We start from the raw sequence: 16353 nt of genomic DNA on the forward strand, positions 1-16353 counted from the left end.
TTATTGAGGATTCTTAGCTGGCTCAGTTTGTTCAGGTGATGGCTTCGCATCTAGATTCTCTTCCTGAGCCGTTACTGTCATTTTTGGTTTTGCTTTTTGCAATCCAGAAACGATAACGCGCTCACCAGCCTGAACACCACTATTAACGAGCCATTTATTACCAACAGCTTGTGACACTTCGATGGTACGAACTTCAACAACATTGTCTTTATTAACAATCATTGTTGTCGCATCACCACGAGCTGTACGAATAACGGCTTGCTGTGGGATCAAAACTGCATTTTGGCGAATACCATTTTCTAACTTAGTGCGAACAAACATACCAGGTAATAATTCCCCATTTGGGTTAGGTACGATAGCACGCATAGTAATTGAGCCTGTTGTTTCATCAACAGTCACATCAGAAAATTCTAAATGACCTTTCTGTGCGTAAGCTTGCCCATTAGTCAATGTTAAATGAACAACAGGTTTGCCTTGCTCTTGACGAATAACGCCACTTTCAATTTCATTTTTGAGTTTCAGGTAATCTTCGCTCGACTGTGTCACATTGACGTAAATTGGATCGATTTGCTGAACCGTTGTCAGTGCAACTTGTTGACCAGGCGCGACAAGCGCACCTTCAGTAACCGTTGATTTACCTGAGCGACCTGAAATTGGCGCCGTTACTTTGGTATATTCAAGATTAATTTTTGCTGTTGTTACCGCCGCTTCGCCAGCTTTAACTGCAGCAACGGCTTGTGCGTACTGAGAAGTTGCGGCATCAAAATCTTGTTTACTGATATAGTTTGTACCCAGCAGAGGCTTATAACGCTCCACAGTGAGACGAGCTATTTCAGCATTAGCTTTCGCTTTCGCCAGCTCAGCTTGCGCACTATTTAAAGTTGCTTCAAACATAGCTGGGTCGATTTGGTACAAAGATGTACCTGCTTCTACATAGCTACCTTCGGTGTAATTGCGTTTTAAAATAATGCCGCCAACTTGAGGACGGACTTCAGCAATACGGAAGGCTGATGTACGACCAGGTAAATCAGTGGTGATTGTCAGAGTTTGCGCTCCTAAAGTCACAACACCTACAGCCGGTGCAGGAGGTGGTCCCCCAGCAGACTGTTTAGCTTTGTCGTCACATCCAGCAAGAACCAAGCTGCCTGATAGCACTAACAGAGCCAGAGGCAAAACCCCTCTGTTTTTTCGCATAAGAAAACCTCTATTCAAACGTTGTTTCCCGGGATAAAAATAATTAAGTTGATGATTGGTTGCGATGTATAGTACAAACATACATGAATGTATGTAAATTAACTTCAGTCAAAATCGAGGATTAATGGCACGAAAAACTAAACGGCAGGCACAAGAAACAAAACAGCAGATTATTGATGCTGCACTTAGGCTGTTTACTGTGCAAGGCGTTTCTGCCACATCACTTTCAGATATTGCATCCGCAGCCGGTGTTACCCGTGGTGCAATATATTGGCACTTTAAAAATAAAGTGGATTTATTTACTGAAGCGTGCGAACTCACCGACTTAAAAATAGAATCTTTAGAAATAGAGTATCAAACAAAATACCCAGATGATCCACTATTTGTATTAAGAGAATTGCTTATTTACATATTGACATCAATTGTCGAAGATCCTAAACATAATGCACTTCTAGAAATATATTTCCATAAATGCGAATTTGTCGGTGAAATGACACCAATTGTTGAAATTCGCAGAGAATTGTGTGCAGCGGATCACTCCAGAATAGAACAGTCTTTATCTCGTTGTATTGAAAAAAAACAGCTTCCTGCAAACCTTAATTTAAGAAGATCCGCCATTATGTTAAGAGCCATGATGACTGGTCTTGCCGAAAATTGGTTATTTTCGCCAGAAAGTTTTTCTATCAAAGATGAAAGTCAATATTTGGTTGATAGCTTTATTGATATGATAAAGCATAGCGCAAATATGAGAATATCAGCGTCATCTTAATTTATTATTAAACTTGAGGAAGGTGTTTATGAGTAAGGTATTAGTTATTGCTAATGGTGCCGCGTATGGTAATGAATCATTATTTAACGCACTGCGTTTATCAATAACGTTAAAAGAACAGCATCCAGAAACTGAATTAAATATTTTTTTAATGTCAGATGCTGTGACTGGGGCTTTAGCTCGTCAACAACCTAAAGAAGGTTATAACTTACAGCAAATGTTGGAAATTTTAACCGCACAAAATGTTCCGGTTAAACTCTGTAAAACATGTACAGATACTCGTGGTATCAGTGATTTACCTCTTGTTGATGGTGCAGAATTAGGCACTTTAGTGGATTTAGCTCAGTGGACATTAGATGCTGATAAGATCCTTACTTTCTGATCACTATTTCGTTTTCTCAGGCGAGAAATAACTCAAGCAACTTGTTCTGTTTACACTGCCAATTTAAAGTAATTGGATTATAATAATAAACAGTTTTTCAATATTAATTGAACAAGTTGCTTAACCATGCGTATTCATACTTTTTTTTCTCAATTCAATAATCGAATAATGACGACTATTCTCGCCACGATTATTATGCTTATTTTTTGGAGTTTCTCCATCACCTCAGTTTTAGCTGCGGTACCCAGCAATTTACCCACCCAAGAAAGTATTCAAAACCAGCTTAATTTATTAAACAAACGTAGCGAGCTAAGTGCAGAAGATAAATTAACGATTGCTGATTTGGAACAATCTCTTTTATTACTTGATAACATTCAACAGCTAGAAAAAAAACTAACAAGTTATGATAAAACCGTAGAGCAATTACCTGAAAAACTGCGTAATGCACAATATCAACTTAATCAGTTAAAACAGAAAGTCGCTAATAAAGAAGCAGAAGACTATCAAAAATCACTAGAAGCATTACCGTTAGCAACGTTAGAGTCACAATTAGAGACCGTCTTACAATCATTACAAAAAGCGCAAGACGATTTAGCAAATTACAGTAATGAACTTATTGTGTTACAAACACAACCAGAAAGGGCGCAATCTGTTTTATTTAATAACTCAGAAAGACTGCAACAAATAAGAATATTACTGAATAAAAGTAGTGCGGATAAAGCCCAAATGCGCGCTTCAGCAGTGCAGTTATTACAATTAGAGCAATATTATCTTCAACAACAGAATAATTATCAAAAGCGTACCTTACAATCTAATGTGCAGTTACAAAGCCTATTACAACTTCAACGTGATTATAGTTCAGCTTACATCGATCTTTCCCAAGAACATGCTCAACTAATTCAAGAAGCGATCAGTGATAAGCGTTTAGACAGTTCAGAAGAAACGGCGAAAGAAGCGCAAAGTACAGGGCTTGAAAATCAGGCAATTAATAGTAATCCTTTTTATTTAGCGCAAACAGAAATCAATAAACATCTTAGTGATGAGCTGATTATTACAACGCAAAATAATAATGAGTTAAATCGCCATAGCCTTATGGTCAAAAATCGTTTAGACAGAGCCATTCAATCTGAACGGAATTTAAAAGAACAAATTGACGTGCTCAAAGGAAGCTTATTGCTTTCTCGTATCTTATTTGAAGAGCAAGTCGACTTGCCTGATGGTATTTTTATTAATAACCTGCCCGATAAAATTGCGGATTTACGTTTAGAGCAGTTTGAAATAAATAAACAACGTGATCAGATAATACAGCCCAGCATTTATATTGATCAGTTGATGCATGAATACCAAGTCGCTCATCCTGAAGCCACGGATCCTAATGCACAAAAAGAGTTACGTAGTGCATTAGAATTACTTGTTGATGCTAGACGTGAATTGCTTGATAAGCTCAACAACCAGTTGGGTAATCAAATATCAGGTTCGATTAACTTACAAATGGATCAACAACAATTACGCAGTGTGGTAAGTTCACTCGAAAACACATTGGCTCAGCAAATTTTCTGGGTAAGTAGTAATAAGCCGATTAATCTTAATTGGTTTTCAACATTCCCGGCTCAGGCTGTTGCCGAGTTTCAAGGTTTTAAACTCAATTGGTCAAATGAAAATCTGCTGATCGGGGCTAAGAAATCACTTCCTGTTCTTATTGCGTTAATTTTGTTCGGTTCAATACTGATTTGGCAACGTAAAAAACTCGATATTCAGTTTGAAAAACTGAATGGGGATATCAATAAGCTCAATAAAGATTCTCAGTTACATACACCACTTGCACTGGGAATTGTTTTTCTCAAAACATTACCTCTGTCTTGTTTTGTCTTAGCAATAGGATATTGGTTAATAAATAGCTTTAATGTACAACAAGAATTTATCTGGTCTTTCGCTTGGCAATTTGCGGTATTTTGGCTGATGTTCGAATGGTCTTATCGCTTAATGTCTGACAATGGTGTTGCCGTAAAACATTTTAAAATTCCCGTAGAACGCGTCCAGCAAAATCGTAAACGTTTATTGCGGCTTTCTCTTCCTATGTTACCTATTATTCTGCTTTCTGCTTATGGTATTAATAATCCATTATTGCTGGTGGGTGATGTTATTGGCCAGTTGGTTGCGATTATTTCACTATTTGGTATTAGTTTCTTCACATTGCCATTTTGCCGTGAAATGTGGCAAGAAAAAGGTAACCATGTTGTTAGAACCGTTGTGATTACTTTATTAACGTTTTCACCTTTAATTTTAATGGGTTTAGTGATTTTTGGTTATTACTATACGGCGTTACGTTTAGCAAATCGTTGGATTGATAGTTTATATCTGCTTATGTTGTGGTTTATTGCTTATCACGCCAGTTTGCGCGGATTAACCGTTGCGGCTAGAAGGCTTGCCTATCGTCGCGCTCTTGAACGTAGACAAGCGATGTTAAAAGAGAAGAAAGAAGGTGAAGATAACAGCCTTGAACCTATTCAAGAGCCACCAATGGATATGGATCAAATCAATCAGCAATCATTAAGACTGACAACGATGATCTTATTTATCATCTTTGCTTCTAGTTTCTATGGAATTTGGTCTGATTTTATTACTGTCTTTACCTATTTAGATGGAATAACGCTTTGGAGTTACACTTTACCGACCGAACTCGGTAATGTTGTGAAGGCAGTGACTGTTGCAGATCTATTATTGTCTGTTTCTATTATGGCAATTTCTTGGTTTATGACACGAAATTTACCAGGTTTATTAGAGGTATTAATTTTATCTCGTATAAAACTGCAACAAGGTGCTTCTTACGCGATCACAACCATTTTGACTTACATAATTATTGCTATCGGAACCATCGTATCACTGGGAATATTAGGTGTAGCATGGGAAAAATTGCAATGGTTAGCCGCAGCCTTAACGGTTGGTTTAGGGTTTGGTTTACAAGAAATATTTGCAAACTTTGTGTCTGGCTTAATTATTTTGTTCGAAAGACCCGTCAGAATTGGTGATACGGTTACTATTGGGACTTATTCCGGTACGGTTAGCCGAATTCGTATTAGGGCAACGACAGTGACTGACTTTGATCGCAAAGAAGTGATTATTCCAAATAAAGCGTTTGTAACAGAACGGCTTATTAACTGGACATTATCTGATACGGTGACACGTATTATTATTCAAGTAGGCGTTGCTTATGGCTCTGATCTTGATAAGGTCAAAGAGATCTTAATGAAGGCCGCTAAAGATAATGTCAGAGTGATGACTGAACCAGAACCTGTGGTGCTATTTACTGAATTTGGGGCAAGCACCCTGAATCATGATTTGCGTTTTTATGTCAGAACATTAGGTGATAGAAATATTGCAATAGATGAAGTTAACCGTGCTATTGATAAGTTATGTAATGAAAATAACATCAACATTGCATTTAACCAACTTGATGTTTATTTGCATAATAAACAAGGTGATGAAGTACAAGAGATAAAACGTCCTCTTGATGGCCCAACACCTGACGCGAATACGCCTTTTGCTTAATTAAAGAGATGAATGAGTAGATTGTGTCGCTAATTTTTTTTCGTAATCTTGGCGCACAATCTCTAGGGCTTCTAGTGCTGTTTTAGGATCAATATGGTGGCTTTCAAGTAAATAGATAAGATCGACAGCCAATTGAACAGATTCTGGCGCTTCTTTTAAACTCATAATCACTCCCTTTAAAATTTATCTTCTTGTTTCTCAATGCTCTTTTCGATAGAGAACAGGGCATTTTTGCAGCGAGCAAGGCGATTTTCAAGAGCAGCAATCTCTTTTTGTAACTCTTGTTGCTTCATAAAGCTCTGTGCTTGCGTTAATGAAAGCTCTCTATCTTGGATCATGGCTTGTAATCGACGCTCATAATCCTGATGTTGGGCAAGCTTTTGGTACAAATCGACACTTTTTTTTCGTTGAGTAAGCTGGTTCTCTTGCTTTCTTAGTGTTTGTGTCGATAATTCACGAGTTAATGCTTCAATTTGTTGTAGGATTTGTGTGGCCAGAAATTTAACCTGCTGGCTTCGTTGTGCCTCAACACAAGCGATTAACTGGGTAAAATTATCGCGGATCTGTTGCATATAGCCACCAAGGGAATCACTTCGGCGGTGGAATAGTGCTGTGTCGAAGCAAGGTGCTGCAATTTTTTTGTTTGCAATAGGCGCCACTGTTTCGGCTAGATTGTCTATCTGTTTTTTAAACAAGCTTAAAGGATCGGGTTTATTCATCTGGTTCTTGTCCCTGTTTTGATAAAAACATGAATTGACTTAAAGCAACAAAAAAGAGTTGTTAATTGGCTTTCTGTTGCATTTTAACGGCATATTGCATAGATTCTATCGTTTCGTTTTTTATTATGGCACTGATTATGACTGCTAACGCGCAACAACTGCAATTTATTAAAGACAGTATTGAAACCATTCCTGATTATCCAAAAGAAGGGATATTATTCCGTGATATCACTACATTATTGGATAATCCTGCTGCATATCAGGCAACCATTGATTTATTGGTAGAACACTATCAAGGTCAGGGTATCACTAAAGTTGTGGGTACCGAAGCACGAGGCTTCCTATTTGGTGCTCCTGTCGCTTTACGCCTAGGTGTTGGTTTTGTTCCTGTTCGTAAAAAAGGTAAATTGCCTCGCGAAACGCTCAGTGAAACTTATGATCTGGAATACGGCACAGATACTTTGGAGATCCACAAAGATAGCATTACGGATCAAGATAAAGTATTGATGGTTGATGATTTACTGGCAACGGGTGGCACCATTGAAGCAACTGCTCGTCTTATCCGCCGTTTAGGCGGTACCGTGACAGAAGCGGCATTCATTATCTGCTTACCTGATTTAGGCGGTATCGAACGCTTAGAAAAACAAGGTGTTCACAGCTTTACACTGGTTGATTTTCCAGGACATTAATATCTTCACTGTTTAGATAAGAGCTAATTAAGTTCTTATCGTAAACATAAGTAAGAGTGCGGGTGTTGATATATCGTTTATAAGTTTTTCTATGTTTATAAATGTATATTGCCCGCACAATTGTTACCGCTTAATTTATCTTAAATTTCTGCTGGTTCTTTCATCAATATCTCATTTGTTTCTTACAGATCTCGCTCAATAGGTCACCCCTGTGTTAGCATAGAGATAAATCTCGTTCAAATTTAGCGGAATCAATGAGCTATCAGGTACTTGCCCGTAAGTGGCGCCCACAAACTTTTAACGATGTTGTCGGTCAACGTCATGTGTTGACGGCTTTAGCTAATGGTCTTGATCATCAGCGACTTCATCACGCCTATCTTTTTTCTGGCACACGAGGTGTCGGAAAAACCACTATTGCCCGATTATTCGCTAAAGGGCTTAATTGTGAAACTGGCATTACGAGTAAACCTTGTGGTCAATGTGCAAATTGCCTTGAAATAGAACAAGGGCGTTTCGTTGATTTAATTGAAATCGATGCCGCATCTCGAACAAAGGTAGAAGACACCCGTGAACTGCTAGATAATGTGCAGTACGCGCCAGCACGCGGACGCTTTAAGGTCTACTTGATTGACGAAGTTCACATGCTTTCTCGTCATAGTTTCAACGCGCTACTAAAAACATTAGAAGAGCCGCCAGAGCACGTTAAATTCTTATTAGCGACAACCGATCCACAAAAATTACCTGTCACAATTTTATCGCGTTGCTTGCAATTTCATCTACGAGCATTAGATATTGACCAAATTGCGACACAACTCGAAAAAGTGCTTTCAGCAGAGCATATTGAAAATGATGTTAGAGCCCGCCAACTTATTGCTCGTGCAGCTGATGGCAGTATGCGAGATGCGTTAAGCTTAACAGACCAAGCTATCGCAAGTGGCGAAGGTGTTGTTAGTGCGGAAGTGGTTAGCCAAATGCTTGGCACTATTGATGACGCTCAGCCTTTAGCATTGATTGAAGCGCTGGTAAAAGCGGATGGTCAACAGGTCATGTCGCTGGTTAATGAAGTTGCTTCAAGAGGGACTGACTGGGAAAATTTCTTAGTGGAGACACTCTCATTACTGCATCAAATTGCAATGTTGCAGTTATTGCCTAGTGAAGAAAACCCTCAAGAACAATTTACTCAAGAACGCCTACGCTTATTGGCTAAATCTGTTTCTCCACAAGATTTACAGCTCTATTATCAAACCTTATTAGTAGGGCGAAAAGAACTGGCTTATGCGCCAGATAGACGCATGGGCGTTGAAATGACTCTGTTACGTGCGCTTGCTTTTCATCCTAAAACAGTGATTGATGAAATACCTTCTGCGCCATTAGCACAGACTTTACCTTCAGCATCATTGCCTACGAATAGAAAATCTGAACATTATGCTCCACAGACGGTGCAGACTCATTCACCTCAAATGGCTCATCCATCTTCTTCACCAATAGAAAATAGTGCTTCACTAGGCAATAGCCCCGCAGCACAACTTCTAAGGGCAAGGCAGGCAATAAAGGGGACGGAACAACAAACCCCGCCAAAAAAGTCTGAACCGGCGACGCCTAATCGGGCTAAGCCGGCTGCTAGTGCATTAGAGCGGCTAGCAGCCGTGAGTGAAAAACGCCAGCAAGTTGCTAAGCGTCAGACTAATGCGCCTGAAAAAAAGAAAAAAGAAGAGTATCAGTGGCGTCCACAAAACCCGGAGTTAATGTCAACGCAAGAGGTTGTTTCTTCACCAAAAGAGATCAAAGAAGTTCTCGAATATGAAAAAACACCTGAATTAGCAGCAAAAATTGCTAAAGAGTCGCAAGAAAGAGATGCGTGGGCGGCTGAAATTGGCAAAATGCCACTCCCTAAATTGGTGCAACAACTGGCATTAAATGCGTATAAAGAGACGGTAAGCGAAGAAAACGTTATTTTGCATTTACGAACTAAACAGAAACATTTAAATTCAGCAAATGCGTTACGCACGCTTACTAATGCGTTAAGTGAATTGCATGGAAAAGCAATTTCACTCACAATTATAGAAGATGATGATCCCACGGTGAAAACACCGTTGGAGTGGCGACAAGCCATTTATGATGAAAAATTGGCGTTATCGCGTCAATCGATTATTACGGATAAAACGATTCAAACATTACAGCAATATTTTGATGCTGAATTGGATGAAGAGAGTATCCGACCTGTTTAATCGCAACATGTTGTATGACTTCATACTGTGTGGCTTTTACAAAGAGAGACAATTATGTTCGGAAAAGGTGGTTTGGGTAATCTGATGAAGCAAGCCCAACAAATGCAAGAAAAAATGCAACAAATGCAAGAAGAGATCGCAAACTTAGAAGTGACAGGTGAATCTGGCGCTGGCTTAGTTAAGATCACTATCAATGGTGCTCATAATTGCCGTCGTGTTGAAATCGATCCTAGCCTGCTAGAAGATGACAAAGAGATGCTGGAAGATCTGATTGCTGCTGCCTTTAATGATGCTGCGCGTCGTATTGATGAAACACAAAAAGAAAGAATGGCCTCTGTTTCTAACGGTATGCAATTGCCACCAGGCTTTAAGATGCCATTCTAATGCAAACTAGCCCACTTCTTGAATCATTAATGGAAGCGTTGCGTTGTTTACCCGGTGTCGGGCCTAAATCAGCGCAGCGAATGGCTTTCCAACTACTTCAACGCGATAGAAGCGGTGGTATGCGACTTGCACAAGCACTCACGCGTGCAATGTCTGAAATAGGTCATTGCTGTGATTGCCGAACTTTTACTGAAGAAGAGCGTTGCACCATCTGTGCCAATGTTCGCCGTCAGCAAAATGGGCAAATTTGTGTTGTTGAAAGTCCTGCGGATATTCATGCTATCGAGCAGACAGGGCAGTTTGCGGGTCGATACTTTGTTTTAATGGGGCATTTATCCCCTTTAGATGGTATTGGACCTATGGATATTGGTTTAGATAGACTTGAAGAGCGCTTAAGCCAAGAGACTATTTCAGAAGTGATCTTGGCGACAAACCCGACCGTTGAAGGTGAAGCAACAGCCAATTACATTGCTGAAATTTGTGCTCAGTATGGTATTTCTGCCAGCCGAATTGCCCATGGGGTTCCTGTGGGAGGTGAGCTTGAAATGGTCGATGGCACAACGCTTTCGCACTCTATCGCTGGACGCCAAAAAATCCACTATTAACACCATAAATAGTTTATTAAGAAAGCATCTTTTTACTTAATGTAATGAGGTGCTTTTTTTATCTTCAACTTCGAAAAAAGTCGCAGTTTTAGCTAAAAATTAGCCTATCAAGTTTTAAGGCGAGCTTTTCCTAAGAAATATCTTTATCTTCATTTTATTGCTTTTTTCTTTCTGATGAATTTTGCGTCTTTATGTTACATTAATCATTATCATGAAAAATAATAACTGAATGATGGAGCATCTTATGATCCCTGACGTAGCTTTGGTTGATAACAGTGAACAAAGAACCCCTCTGATCTTAGTACTCGATAGCTCGGGGAGTATGTATGGACAGCCTATTCAACAACTCAATGAAGGGCTTAAATTACTCGAACAAGAACTTAAAAACGATGTGATTGCGGCTAAACGTGTACGTATTCTGGTGATTGAATATGGCGGATATGACCAATGTACTGTTCATGGTGATTGGAAAGATGCAATGGATTTTACGGCACCTGTTTTAGAGGCAAATGGGACAACGCCGATGGGGCAAGCCATTACGCTAGCACTTGAAGAAATAGAAGCTGAAAAACAGCGCTTTAAACAAGCGGGTGTTGCTTATACTCGTCCTTGGCTATTTTTAATGTCTGATGGCGTACCTACCGATCAATGGGAACAGGCCGCACAGCTTTGTCGTCAAGCTGAAGAAAGCCAAAAAACAGCCGTATTTCCTATTATGGTTGATGGCGCATCAGCAGAAGTCATGGGAAGCTTTAGCCGTAATGGTGTTAATGGTGTGAAAATGCTTAAAGGGCTGCAATTTAAAGAATTGTTCTTGTGGCTAAGCGCCAGTATGCAGGTGGTTTCTCAATCAACACCGGGTGGCACGGCACAATTACCTTCAACTGATTCTTGGGCGAGTGTACCTGTTTGATGAATGATTGGTTAGCTTATGGGGCATCGGTGACAGGTATTGCCCATCAAGAGCGTCAAATTCCCTGTCAGGATGCTTATTTTATTCGCCGCAAAGGTGAATATCTTATGGCTGCTGTTTGTGATGGTGCGGGCTCTTCTCGTTATAGTGAACAAGGCGCTCAGCTCGTTGCTCGGTTATTTACGCTACGTATTACAGAGTGGCCAAACATTGATTTGTTAACCGAAAAACAGATAACCCAAGGGGCTAAACAACTTATTGAAGATATTCGCCTTCAACTGGCTGAATATGCAGAAATAAAACAATGTGCGCTTAATGAATATGCATCAACACTGGTTGCATGTTGGGTTGGTGATGATAGTGGCTATTTATTCCATTTGGGTGATGGTATTGCAGTGGTGGAATACTGCGATGGTACAAGTTACGTATCACAGCCTGAAAATGGAGAATATGCGAATCAAACTTGGTTTGTGACGTCAGAAAACTGGGAAGCGCATTTACGCGTTATTCCTCTAAATAAACCAGTAAAACAAGTTATTTTGATGTCTGATGGTGTACAGCCTTTTGCGATGAATAAAGCGTGTGATGCTCTTTATGCGCCGTTTATCACTCCTGTGATCCGTTATTTAAAAACAGTATCAGAAGATAGCGGAAGTGAGGCATTAGCAGGGACTTTAGCTGATCCTCGAACACATTCAATCACCGGCGATGATAAAACCTTAGTTATTTGCATCAGGGATGAAGAGTTGTGGTAAAGGCGAGAAGGGAAGGGGGAGCTCAACCAGTATCTAGGCAATTACAAGACGAGAACGGTAAGATTTATCAAATAGGTAATTTGATAAAAAGCGGTGGTGCGGGTAGCGTTAGCCATATTAATAATGCACCTTTCCAAGTCTCAAAAGTTTATCATGACAAAATTGATAAAGCCTATTATCTAAAAAAGATCACGGCAATGCAGAAGCTAGAACCTGCATTAAAGCCCGTTTCTGTTAACGATACACCTATTATCCAACTCGCATGGCCTCAAGCTCGTTTATACAATAGCCAAAAGCAATTTGTTGGCTTTGTGATGCCTGAACTTGATGTCAAAAATACGATTGAGTTGGAATACATTCTTCAAGAACGCCAAGCCAAGGCTCATGGCTTACCTACGGGAATGGGGGCGAAAGTGAGTCTCGCCTATAACCTTTGCTCGTTGATTGATGCTTTACATCAGCAAGGGCACCGTATTATTGATATGAAACCGCTAAATTTGCGGTTTTATAAATCAAGCCTGTATATGTCTCTTCTCGATTGTGATGGATTTAGTATCCAAGGCGAGGATACACGTTATCCCGCAGGGCAATTTACTGTTGAATATTTAGCGCCTGAATTTCAAGCTAAGCAAACTATTCCAGAGGCAGAAGAAGAGTGGCAAGACCGATTTGCCTTAGCAGTCATTATTTTCCAATTGCTTAATTTTGGTATCCATCCTTTTAGTGGTCGCCCTAAAAATGACACTGTCCCTACGGATATTCCAAGGCGTATTGCAGGGCGTTTTTATGGTTATGGTGTAAAAGCACATAATTTGATCGCCCCAAATGTTGCCAGTGGACATAAACAATTACCCAATAAACTCAGAACACTCTTTGATAAAGCCTTTTCAGGCACACCTTCGCAAAGACCAAGTGCAAAAACATGGACGACAGCACTTTATGAATATGCACAACCTGAAAAGCAACAATTAGTTATTTGTCAGAAAGATAAAAACCACCAGCATTTTGCAGGCAAAGCGTGTGCGGCGTGTGCAAGAGAGGCGAAGTTACAGCAAGCTGCAATTACTCAGAAACAAAACCAAACGCAACGCGAGCAAGTTCGTCAAAAAAGAGTACAAAATGTAAACATCCGACAAGCGCCAGCCCAAACTACGCCAGCGAAACCTATTCAGCCTCCAGCAATATTTATTGCGGTTAAAAATGCGATAAACCAAATACCTAAAGTCATATTACATACCGCTATTGCTATGATAGTCCCTATTATTTTGGGATTATTACTGATGAATTTTATTCCACAAGGCGCCAGCGGTAGTTTAGGTTCTAGCTGGATCGCAGATTTAATCAAAGCAGATTATATTGAACAAATACTAATAACGATGTTGAGTGTGATGTTTTTAATGGTTTCAGCCATTATCTTGTTAGTTATTTTTGTTTTCCCTTCAATGCATATTTTGAAAAGAAAGCCATAGGTTAGGGAAAATAACATGAAAAAAAGAATAAAGCTGATCCTGATTATTATTGGCGTTATAACGTTACTGTTCCCTTTTTGGTTGCCCGCTTTCTTAGTTTCAACCTTTAGCTTGATTGATAGTTTTAATAGCAAAATTCTCCCTTCATCCGTTCGTTTTGATGAGCGTAATTTCTTACTGGGAGTATGGCTAGGCTCTCTCATTATGACGATTGTTATGTTATTGCAATCGTGGCGAGCTAAAAATATTTACTATTTATTCGGCGGTGGACTCGTACTTTTCATGGCTCTGGGCGTGTCATTTTCGGTGATACCTAAGAATGAATTAGAAGATCGTCGTCGTTTTGTTTTACAAAATATCGAACAATCCGAATGGCAAAATTATCATTATTTCGTGGTTAATAGCGAAAATGACATTCGTAAAGTTATTCGGTCTAATCCATCTAAAGCATTGGCGTCTATTCGTGCTATAGAGAAAGCGAGAATTGCTCTACCAGGATTAGATTATTTTAGTGATGATGTGGCTGTGGCAACAAAAGCAAAAGACGCTTATTTAGTTCAGACCAAGGGAACATCAGAACATGCGGAAGCGGTAAAAACACTCAACTTTTATGGCGATTGGCTATTAAATCAACCTGAGATTATAGTTGCTCAGGCGTTAGCTTCCCTTTCAAATGGTCACGATGCTCAATTAACGCAATCGGGTATTAATGTTATTGCTGTTGCACCATTATCACCTGAGGCATGGCAAGTTTTAGCTCTGACTTATATTGCTCATCGCTCTTTGGATGCTCAAATTGAAAAAGCGATGTTAGCGTTAATGGTGGCAGATACACTGAAACAGGCTAAGCAAGGCCATAATGATATTTCAGCGCAACCATTGTTGAAAAAAGCGATTTCAGAGCTTACTGAAAACCAGCGTCAGATTTATCAGATATTACAAGCGCGTGTTATTGAAGATCGTTTTTATCGACAAAACAGCTCTCCTCCAGAAGAGATTACAGCGTTGGCAAACCAACGATTACCTGTGAGTAACGCAATTAATAATGATTTAACCACTTATCTTGAAATGCAATCAATGATGGGAAAAGAGTATCCCGGAGAAGTGATCGTTGAATCACCTAATGAAGTGAAAAATTTAACTGAGATCCGTTATCCAACAATCAGAAAATACATTCCTCGCGCAGATGTTATTTTATCTGTTGATGTCGATCCTCAAGGACGCATTTCAGGGCTTTGGGTACAAAACAGTAGTGGTGTTGATGCTTTCGATGATCAAGCGGTGAGCGCCGCTCGCCATTGGCGTTTTATGCCAAATAAAGACGGGTATCGTCAACGTGTAACAGTACGTTTTGAAAGTACCCGCCTTGGTTGGAGAGAGTATGCCGTTAAGCAACAATCAACATTGATAAAATTGGTTAAGGCTTACGCAAGACAAGATGCTAAAGCGATAACACTGACCGAAAATACTTATTCAGAATTGAAAAAACAAGCACCAGAATTAGAAGATGCAAGGGAAACCACTCGCTCTAGCTATGATCCTTATGCTTCTTATTACCCTAGATTGTCTAAACAACAGCAAGAGAAGCATGCAGCGTTACAAGCAATTTTAAAAGAGTTGCAGACATTGCCTAATGGTAAAAATAACCATGAAAGTTGGGATAATAGTATTCGTTTTTTAAATGAGAAACTCACCATCCATCAAGATAATGCTGATGTTGTCAGAACAGTGGCGCGCTTTGAATTGCAATATTACAACGTAGGAACAAATAATTTAGCAAGATCGCCTAATATTTATCCTCAAGAGAAAAAATATTGGCAAACTTTATTATTCAATGCGCGTACTCATTTTGAACAGGCCATTGCATTAGATCCTGATCGTGAAGATGTTTGGTTAGGTTGGGGGATAACATGGTTAGATGAAGATCCTGAAATTGCAGCGGGTGCATTTGCTAAAGCAACACAGCAAAAATCAAAAGAGAGTATTAGCTCTTTAATGCAAATGCTAGAAATGAGAATGGTGATAAATACACTTGAGGGCGCTCGCTTAGAGCGCTATCAAACCTTACGAGCGCGAATGGATATGCGTTATTTACCTGACGGTGCTGAAGTTAAGCCTTCAGATGATTATCTTAGTGATGACTTAACTCAGATCCAATTAGCTCAACGTGCAATACCAGCATCAGATCCGAATAGCAAAGTTGTTCGCTTACCGTTGAATACTGATAAAATTGAGCAATCAAACCGGACATTTAGTCTTGATTTCTCATCAGCGAATATCAAAGGCAGTGATCAGGTATTACCGAAAGTGAATGCACCTGACACAGCACCTAAAACAGGGGATATGATCTTACAACTTGATGTTGATCCTCAAGGTGTTCCTACTGTGGTGTTATTGAAATCGGGTAGTGGTGATATGAGCATAGACAATGCTGTTATTGATGCTGCATATCAATGGCGTTTTAATGGCTCACCGGCTCGAAAAGGTAATGTGCTTTTGATATCAGTTCAATTTAGTCAATAATTACCATTCAATTAAATAATGTTATAAAAAATCGCCTTTTTTGTTAGAGAAAAGGCGGTTTTCTTCTATTTGGTGATTTCCTAACTTATTGAAAGTCATAAAATTGTTATCTAGATCACAAAAAAATCACCATTTAAAAATAGCTGAACCACTTAACTGAGAAAACAGACCGCT

14 protein-coding genes are annotated in these 16353 nt (G+C 39.5%); 11 read left to right on the forward strand and 3 right to left on the reverse strand.

The window, feature by feature from the left end; translation table 11 throughout:
• Window positions 1-1194, reverse strand: a complete 1194-nt coding sequence (locus tag B6258_RS04405) for an efflux RND transporter periplasmic adaptor subunit (protein WP_099074232.1) — start codon at window positions 1192-1194, stop codon at window positions 1-3.
• 124 nt (window positions 1195-1318) lie between these two features.
• On the opposite strand from B6258_RS04405, the gene acrR reads away from it, so the two are divergent.
• The 3 genes from acrR (at window position 1319) to mscK (ending at window position 5894) form a co-directional block, all read left to right on the forward strand.
• Window positions 1319-1963 (forward strand): multidrug efflux transporter transcriptional repressor AcrR, encoded by a 645-nt coding sequence (gene acrR, locus B6258_RS04410; RefSeq protein WP_099074233.1) that lies wholly within the window; start codon window positions 1319-1321, stop codon window positions 1961-1963.
• Window positions 1964-1991: 28 nt separating this feature from the next.
• Window positions 1992-2345 (forward strand): DsrE/DsrF/TusD sulfur relay family protein, encoded by a 354-nt coding sequence (locus B6258_RS04415; RefSeq protein WP_023580846.1) that lies wholly within the window; start codon window positions 1992-1994, stop codon window positions 2343-2345.
• Between the two features lie 126 nt (window positions 2346-2471).
• Entirely contained in the window at window positions 2472-5894 is a 3423-nt protein-coding gene (mscK, locus tag B6258_RS04420; RefSeq protein WP_099074234.1) for a mechanosensitive channel MscK, read from the forward strand.
• Here the strand turns inward: mscK and rsmS are convergent, their stop codons facing one another.
• Window positions 5895-6059 carry a pleiotropic regulatory protein RsmS gene (gene rsmS / locus B6258_RS04425; RefSeq protein WP_099074235.1) on the reverse strand — a complete coding sequence of 55 codons (165 nt, stop codon included), beginning with the start codon at window positions 6057-6059 and terminating at the stop codon, window positions 5895-5897. It lies immediately after the preceding gene.
• Between the two features lie 11 nt (window positions 6060-6070).
• Window positions 6071-6613 carry a primosomal replication protein PriC gene (priC, locus tag B6258_RS04430; RefSeq protein WP_088493663.1) on the reverse strand — a complete coding sequence of 181 codons (543 nt, stop codon included), beginning with the start codon at window positions 6611-6613 and terminating at the stop codon, window positions 6071-6073.
• A gap of 137 nt (window positions 6614-6750) precedes the next feature.
• Between priC and apt the strand changes: the two genes are divergently transcribed.
• The 8 genes from apt to B6258_RS04470 all read left to right on the forward strand — a co-directional run bounded on the left by apt (window position 6751) and on the right by B6258_RS04470 (window position 16179).
• Window positions 6751-7302: an adenine phosphoribosyltransferase gene (gene apt, locus B6258_RS04435; RefSeq protein WP_036911661.1), complete on the forward strand. Its 552-nt coding sequence runs from the start codon at window positions 6751-6753 to the stop codon at window positions 7300-7302.
• A 254-nt stretch (window positions 7303-7556) separates the two neighbouring features.
• Window positions 7557-9530, forward strand: coding sequence for a DNA polymerase III subunit gamma/tau (dnaX, locus tag B6258_RS04440; protein WP_099074236.1), 1974 nt, complete (start codon window positions 7557-7559; stop codon window positions 9528-9530).
• A 54-nt stretch (window positions 9531-9584) separates the two neighbouring features.
• A complete protein-coding gene (locus tag B6258_RS04445; protein ID WP_023580840.1) occupies window positions 9585-9914 on the forward strand; it encodes a YbaB/EbfC family nucleoid-associated protein in 330 nt (109 codons plus the stop codon).
• Window positions 9914-10519 carry a recombination mediator RecR gene (gene recR, locus B6258_RS04450; protein ID WP_099074237.1) on the forward strand — a complete coding sequence of 202 codons (606 nt, stop codon included), beginning with the start codon at window positions 9914-9916 and terminating at the stop codon, window positions 10517-10519. The genes B6258_RS04445 and recR overlap by 1 nt, the downstream gene beginning before the upstream one ends.
• A 244-nt stretch (window positions 10520-10763) precedes the next feature.
• Complete coding sequence (locus B6258_RS04455) at window positions 10764-11432, forward strand: vWA domain-containing protein (RefSeq protein ID WP_227336451.1); 669 nt, start codon at window positions 10764-10766, stop codon at window positions 11430-11432.
• On the forward strand, window positions 11432-12187 hold the full coding sequence (locus B6258_RS04460) for a PP2C family serine/threonine-protein phosphatase (RefSeq protein WP_099074238.1): 756 nt from the start codon (window positions 11432-11434) through the stop codon (window positions 12185-12187). The genes B6258_RS04455 and B6258_RS04460 overlap by 1 nt, the downstream gene beginning before the upstream one ends.
• Complete coding sequence (locus B6258_RS04465) at window positions 12181-13656, forward strand: DNA-binding protein (RefSeq protein ID WP_099074239.1); 1476 nt, start codon at window positions 12181-12183, stop codon at window positions 13654-13656. The genes B6258_RS04460 and B6258_RS04465 overlap by 7 nt, the downstream gene beginning before the upstream one ends.
• 15 nt (window positions 13657-13671) lie before the next feature.
• Window positions 13672-16179, forward strand: a complete 2508-nt coding sequence (locus tag B6258_RS04470; protein ID WP_099074240.1) for an energy transducer TonB family protein — start codon at window positions 13672-13674, stop codon at window positions 16177-16179.
• The last annotated feature ends 174 nt before the right edge of the window (window positions 16180-16353 follow it).

The organism is Proteus alimentorum (genome assembly GCF_002607735.1).
In the GTDB taxonomy this organism is placed as follows: Bacteria; Pseudomonadota; Gammaproteobacteria; order Enterobacterales; family Enterobacteriaceae; genus Proteus; species Proteus alimentorum.

Coding starts and splice junctions, on each gene's coding strand:
- B6258_RS04405 (WP_099074232.1), bottom strand. CDS start 1,194: ATGCGAAAAAACAGAGGGGTTTTGCCTCTGGCTCTGTTAGTGCTATCA.
- acrR (WP_099074233.1), top strand. CDS start 1,319: ATGGCACGAAAAACTAAACGGCAGGCACAAGAAACAAAACAGCAGATT.
- B6258_RS04415 (WP_023580846.1), top strand. CDS start 1,992: ATGAGTAAGGTATTAGTTATTGCTAATGGTGCCGCGTATGGTAATGAA.
- mscK (WP_099074234.1), top strand. CDS start 2,472: ATGCGTATTCATACTTTTTTTTCTCAATTCAATAATCGAATAATGACG.
- rsmS (WP_099074235.1), bottom strand. CDS start 6,059: ATGAGTTTAAAAGAAGCGCCAGAATCTGTTCAATTGGCTGTCGATCTT.
- priC (WP_088493663.1), bottom strand. CDS start 6,613: ATGAATAAACCCGATCCTTTAAGCTTGTTTAAAAAACAGATAGACAAT.
- apt (WP_036911661.1), top strand. CDS start 6,751: ATGACTGCTAACGCGCAACAACTGCAATTTATTAAAGACAGTATTGAA.
- dnaX (WP_099074236.1), top strand. CDS start 7,557: ATGAGCTATCAGGTACTTGCCCGTAAGTGGCGCCCACAAACTTTTAAC.
- B6258_RS04445 (WP_023580840.1), top strand. CDS start 9,585: ATGTTCGGAAAAGGTGGTTTGGGTAATCTGATGAAGCAAGCCCAACAA.
- recR (WP_099074237.1), top strand. CDS start 9,914: ATGCAAACTAGCCCACTTCTTGAATCATTAATGGAAGCGTTGCGTTGT.
- B6258_RS04455 (WP_227336451.1), top strand. CDS start 10,764: ATGATCCCTGACGTAGCTTTGGTTGATAACAGTGAACAAAGAACCCCT.
- B6258_RS04460 (WP_099074238.1), top strand. CDS start 11,432: ATGAATGATTGGTTAGCTTATGGGGCATCGGTGACAGGTATTGCCCAT.
- B6258_RS04470 (WP_099074240.1), top strand. CDS start 13,672: ATGAAAAAAAGAATAAAGCTGATCCTGATTATTATTGGCGTTATAACG.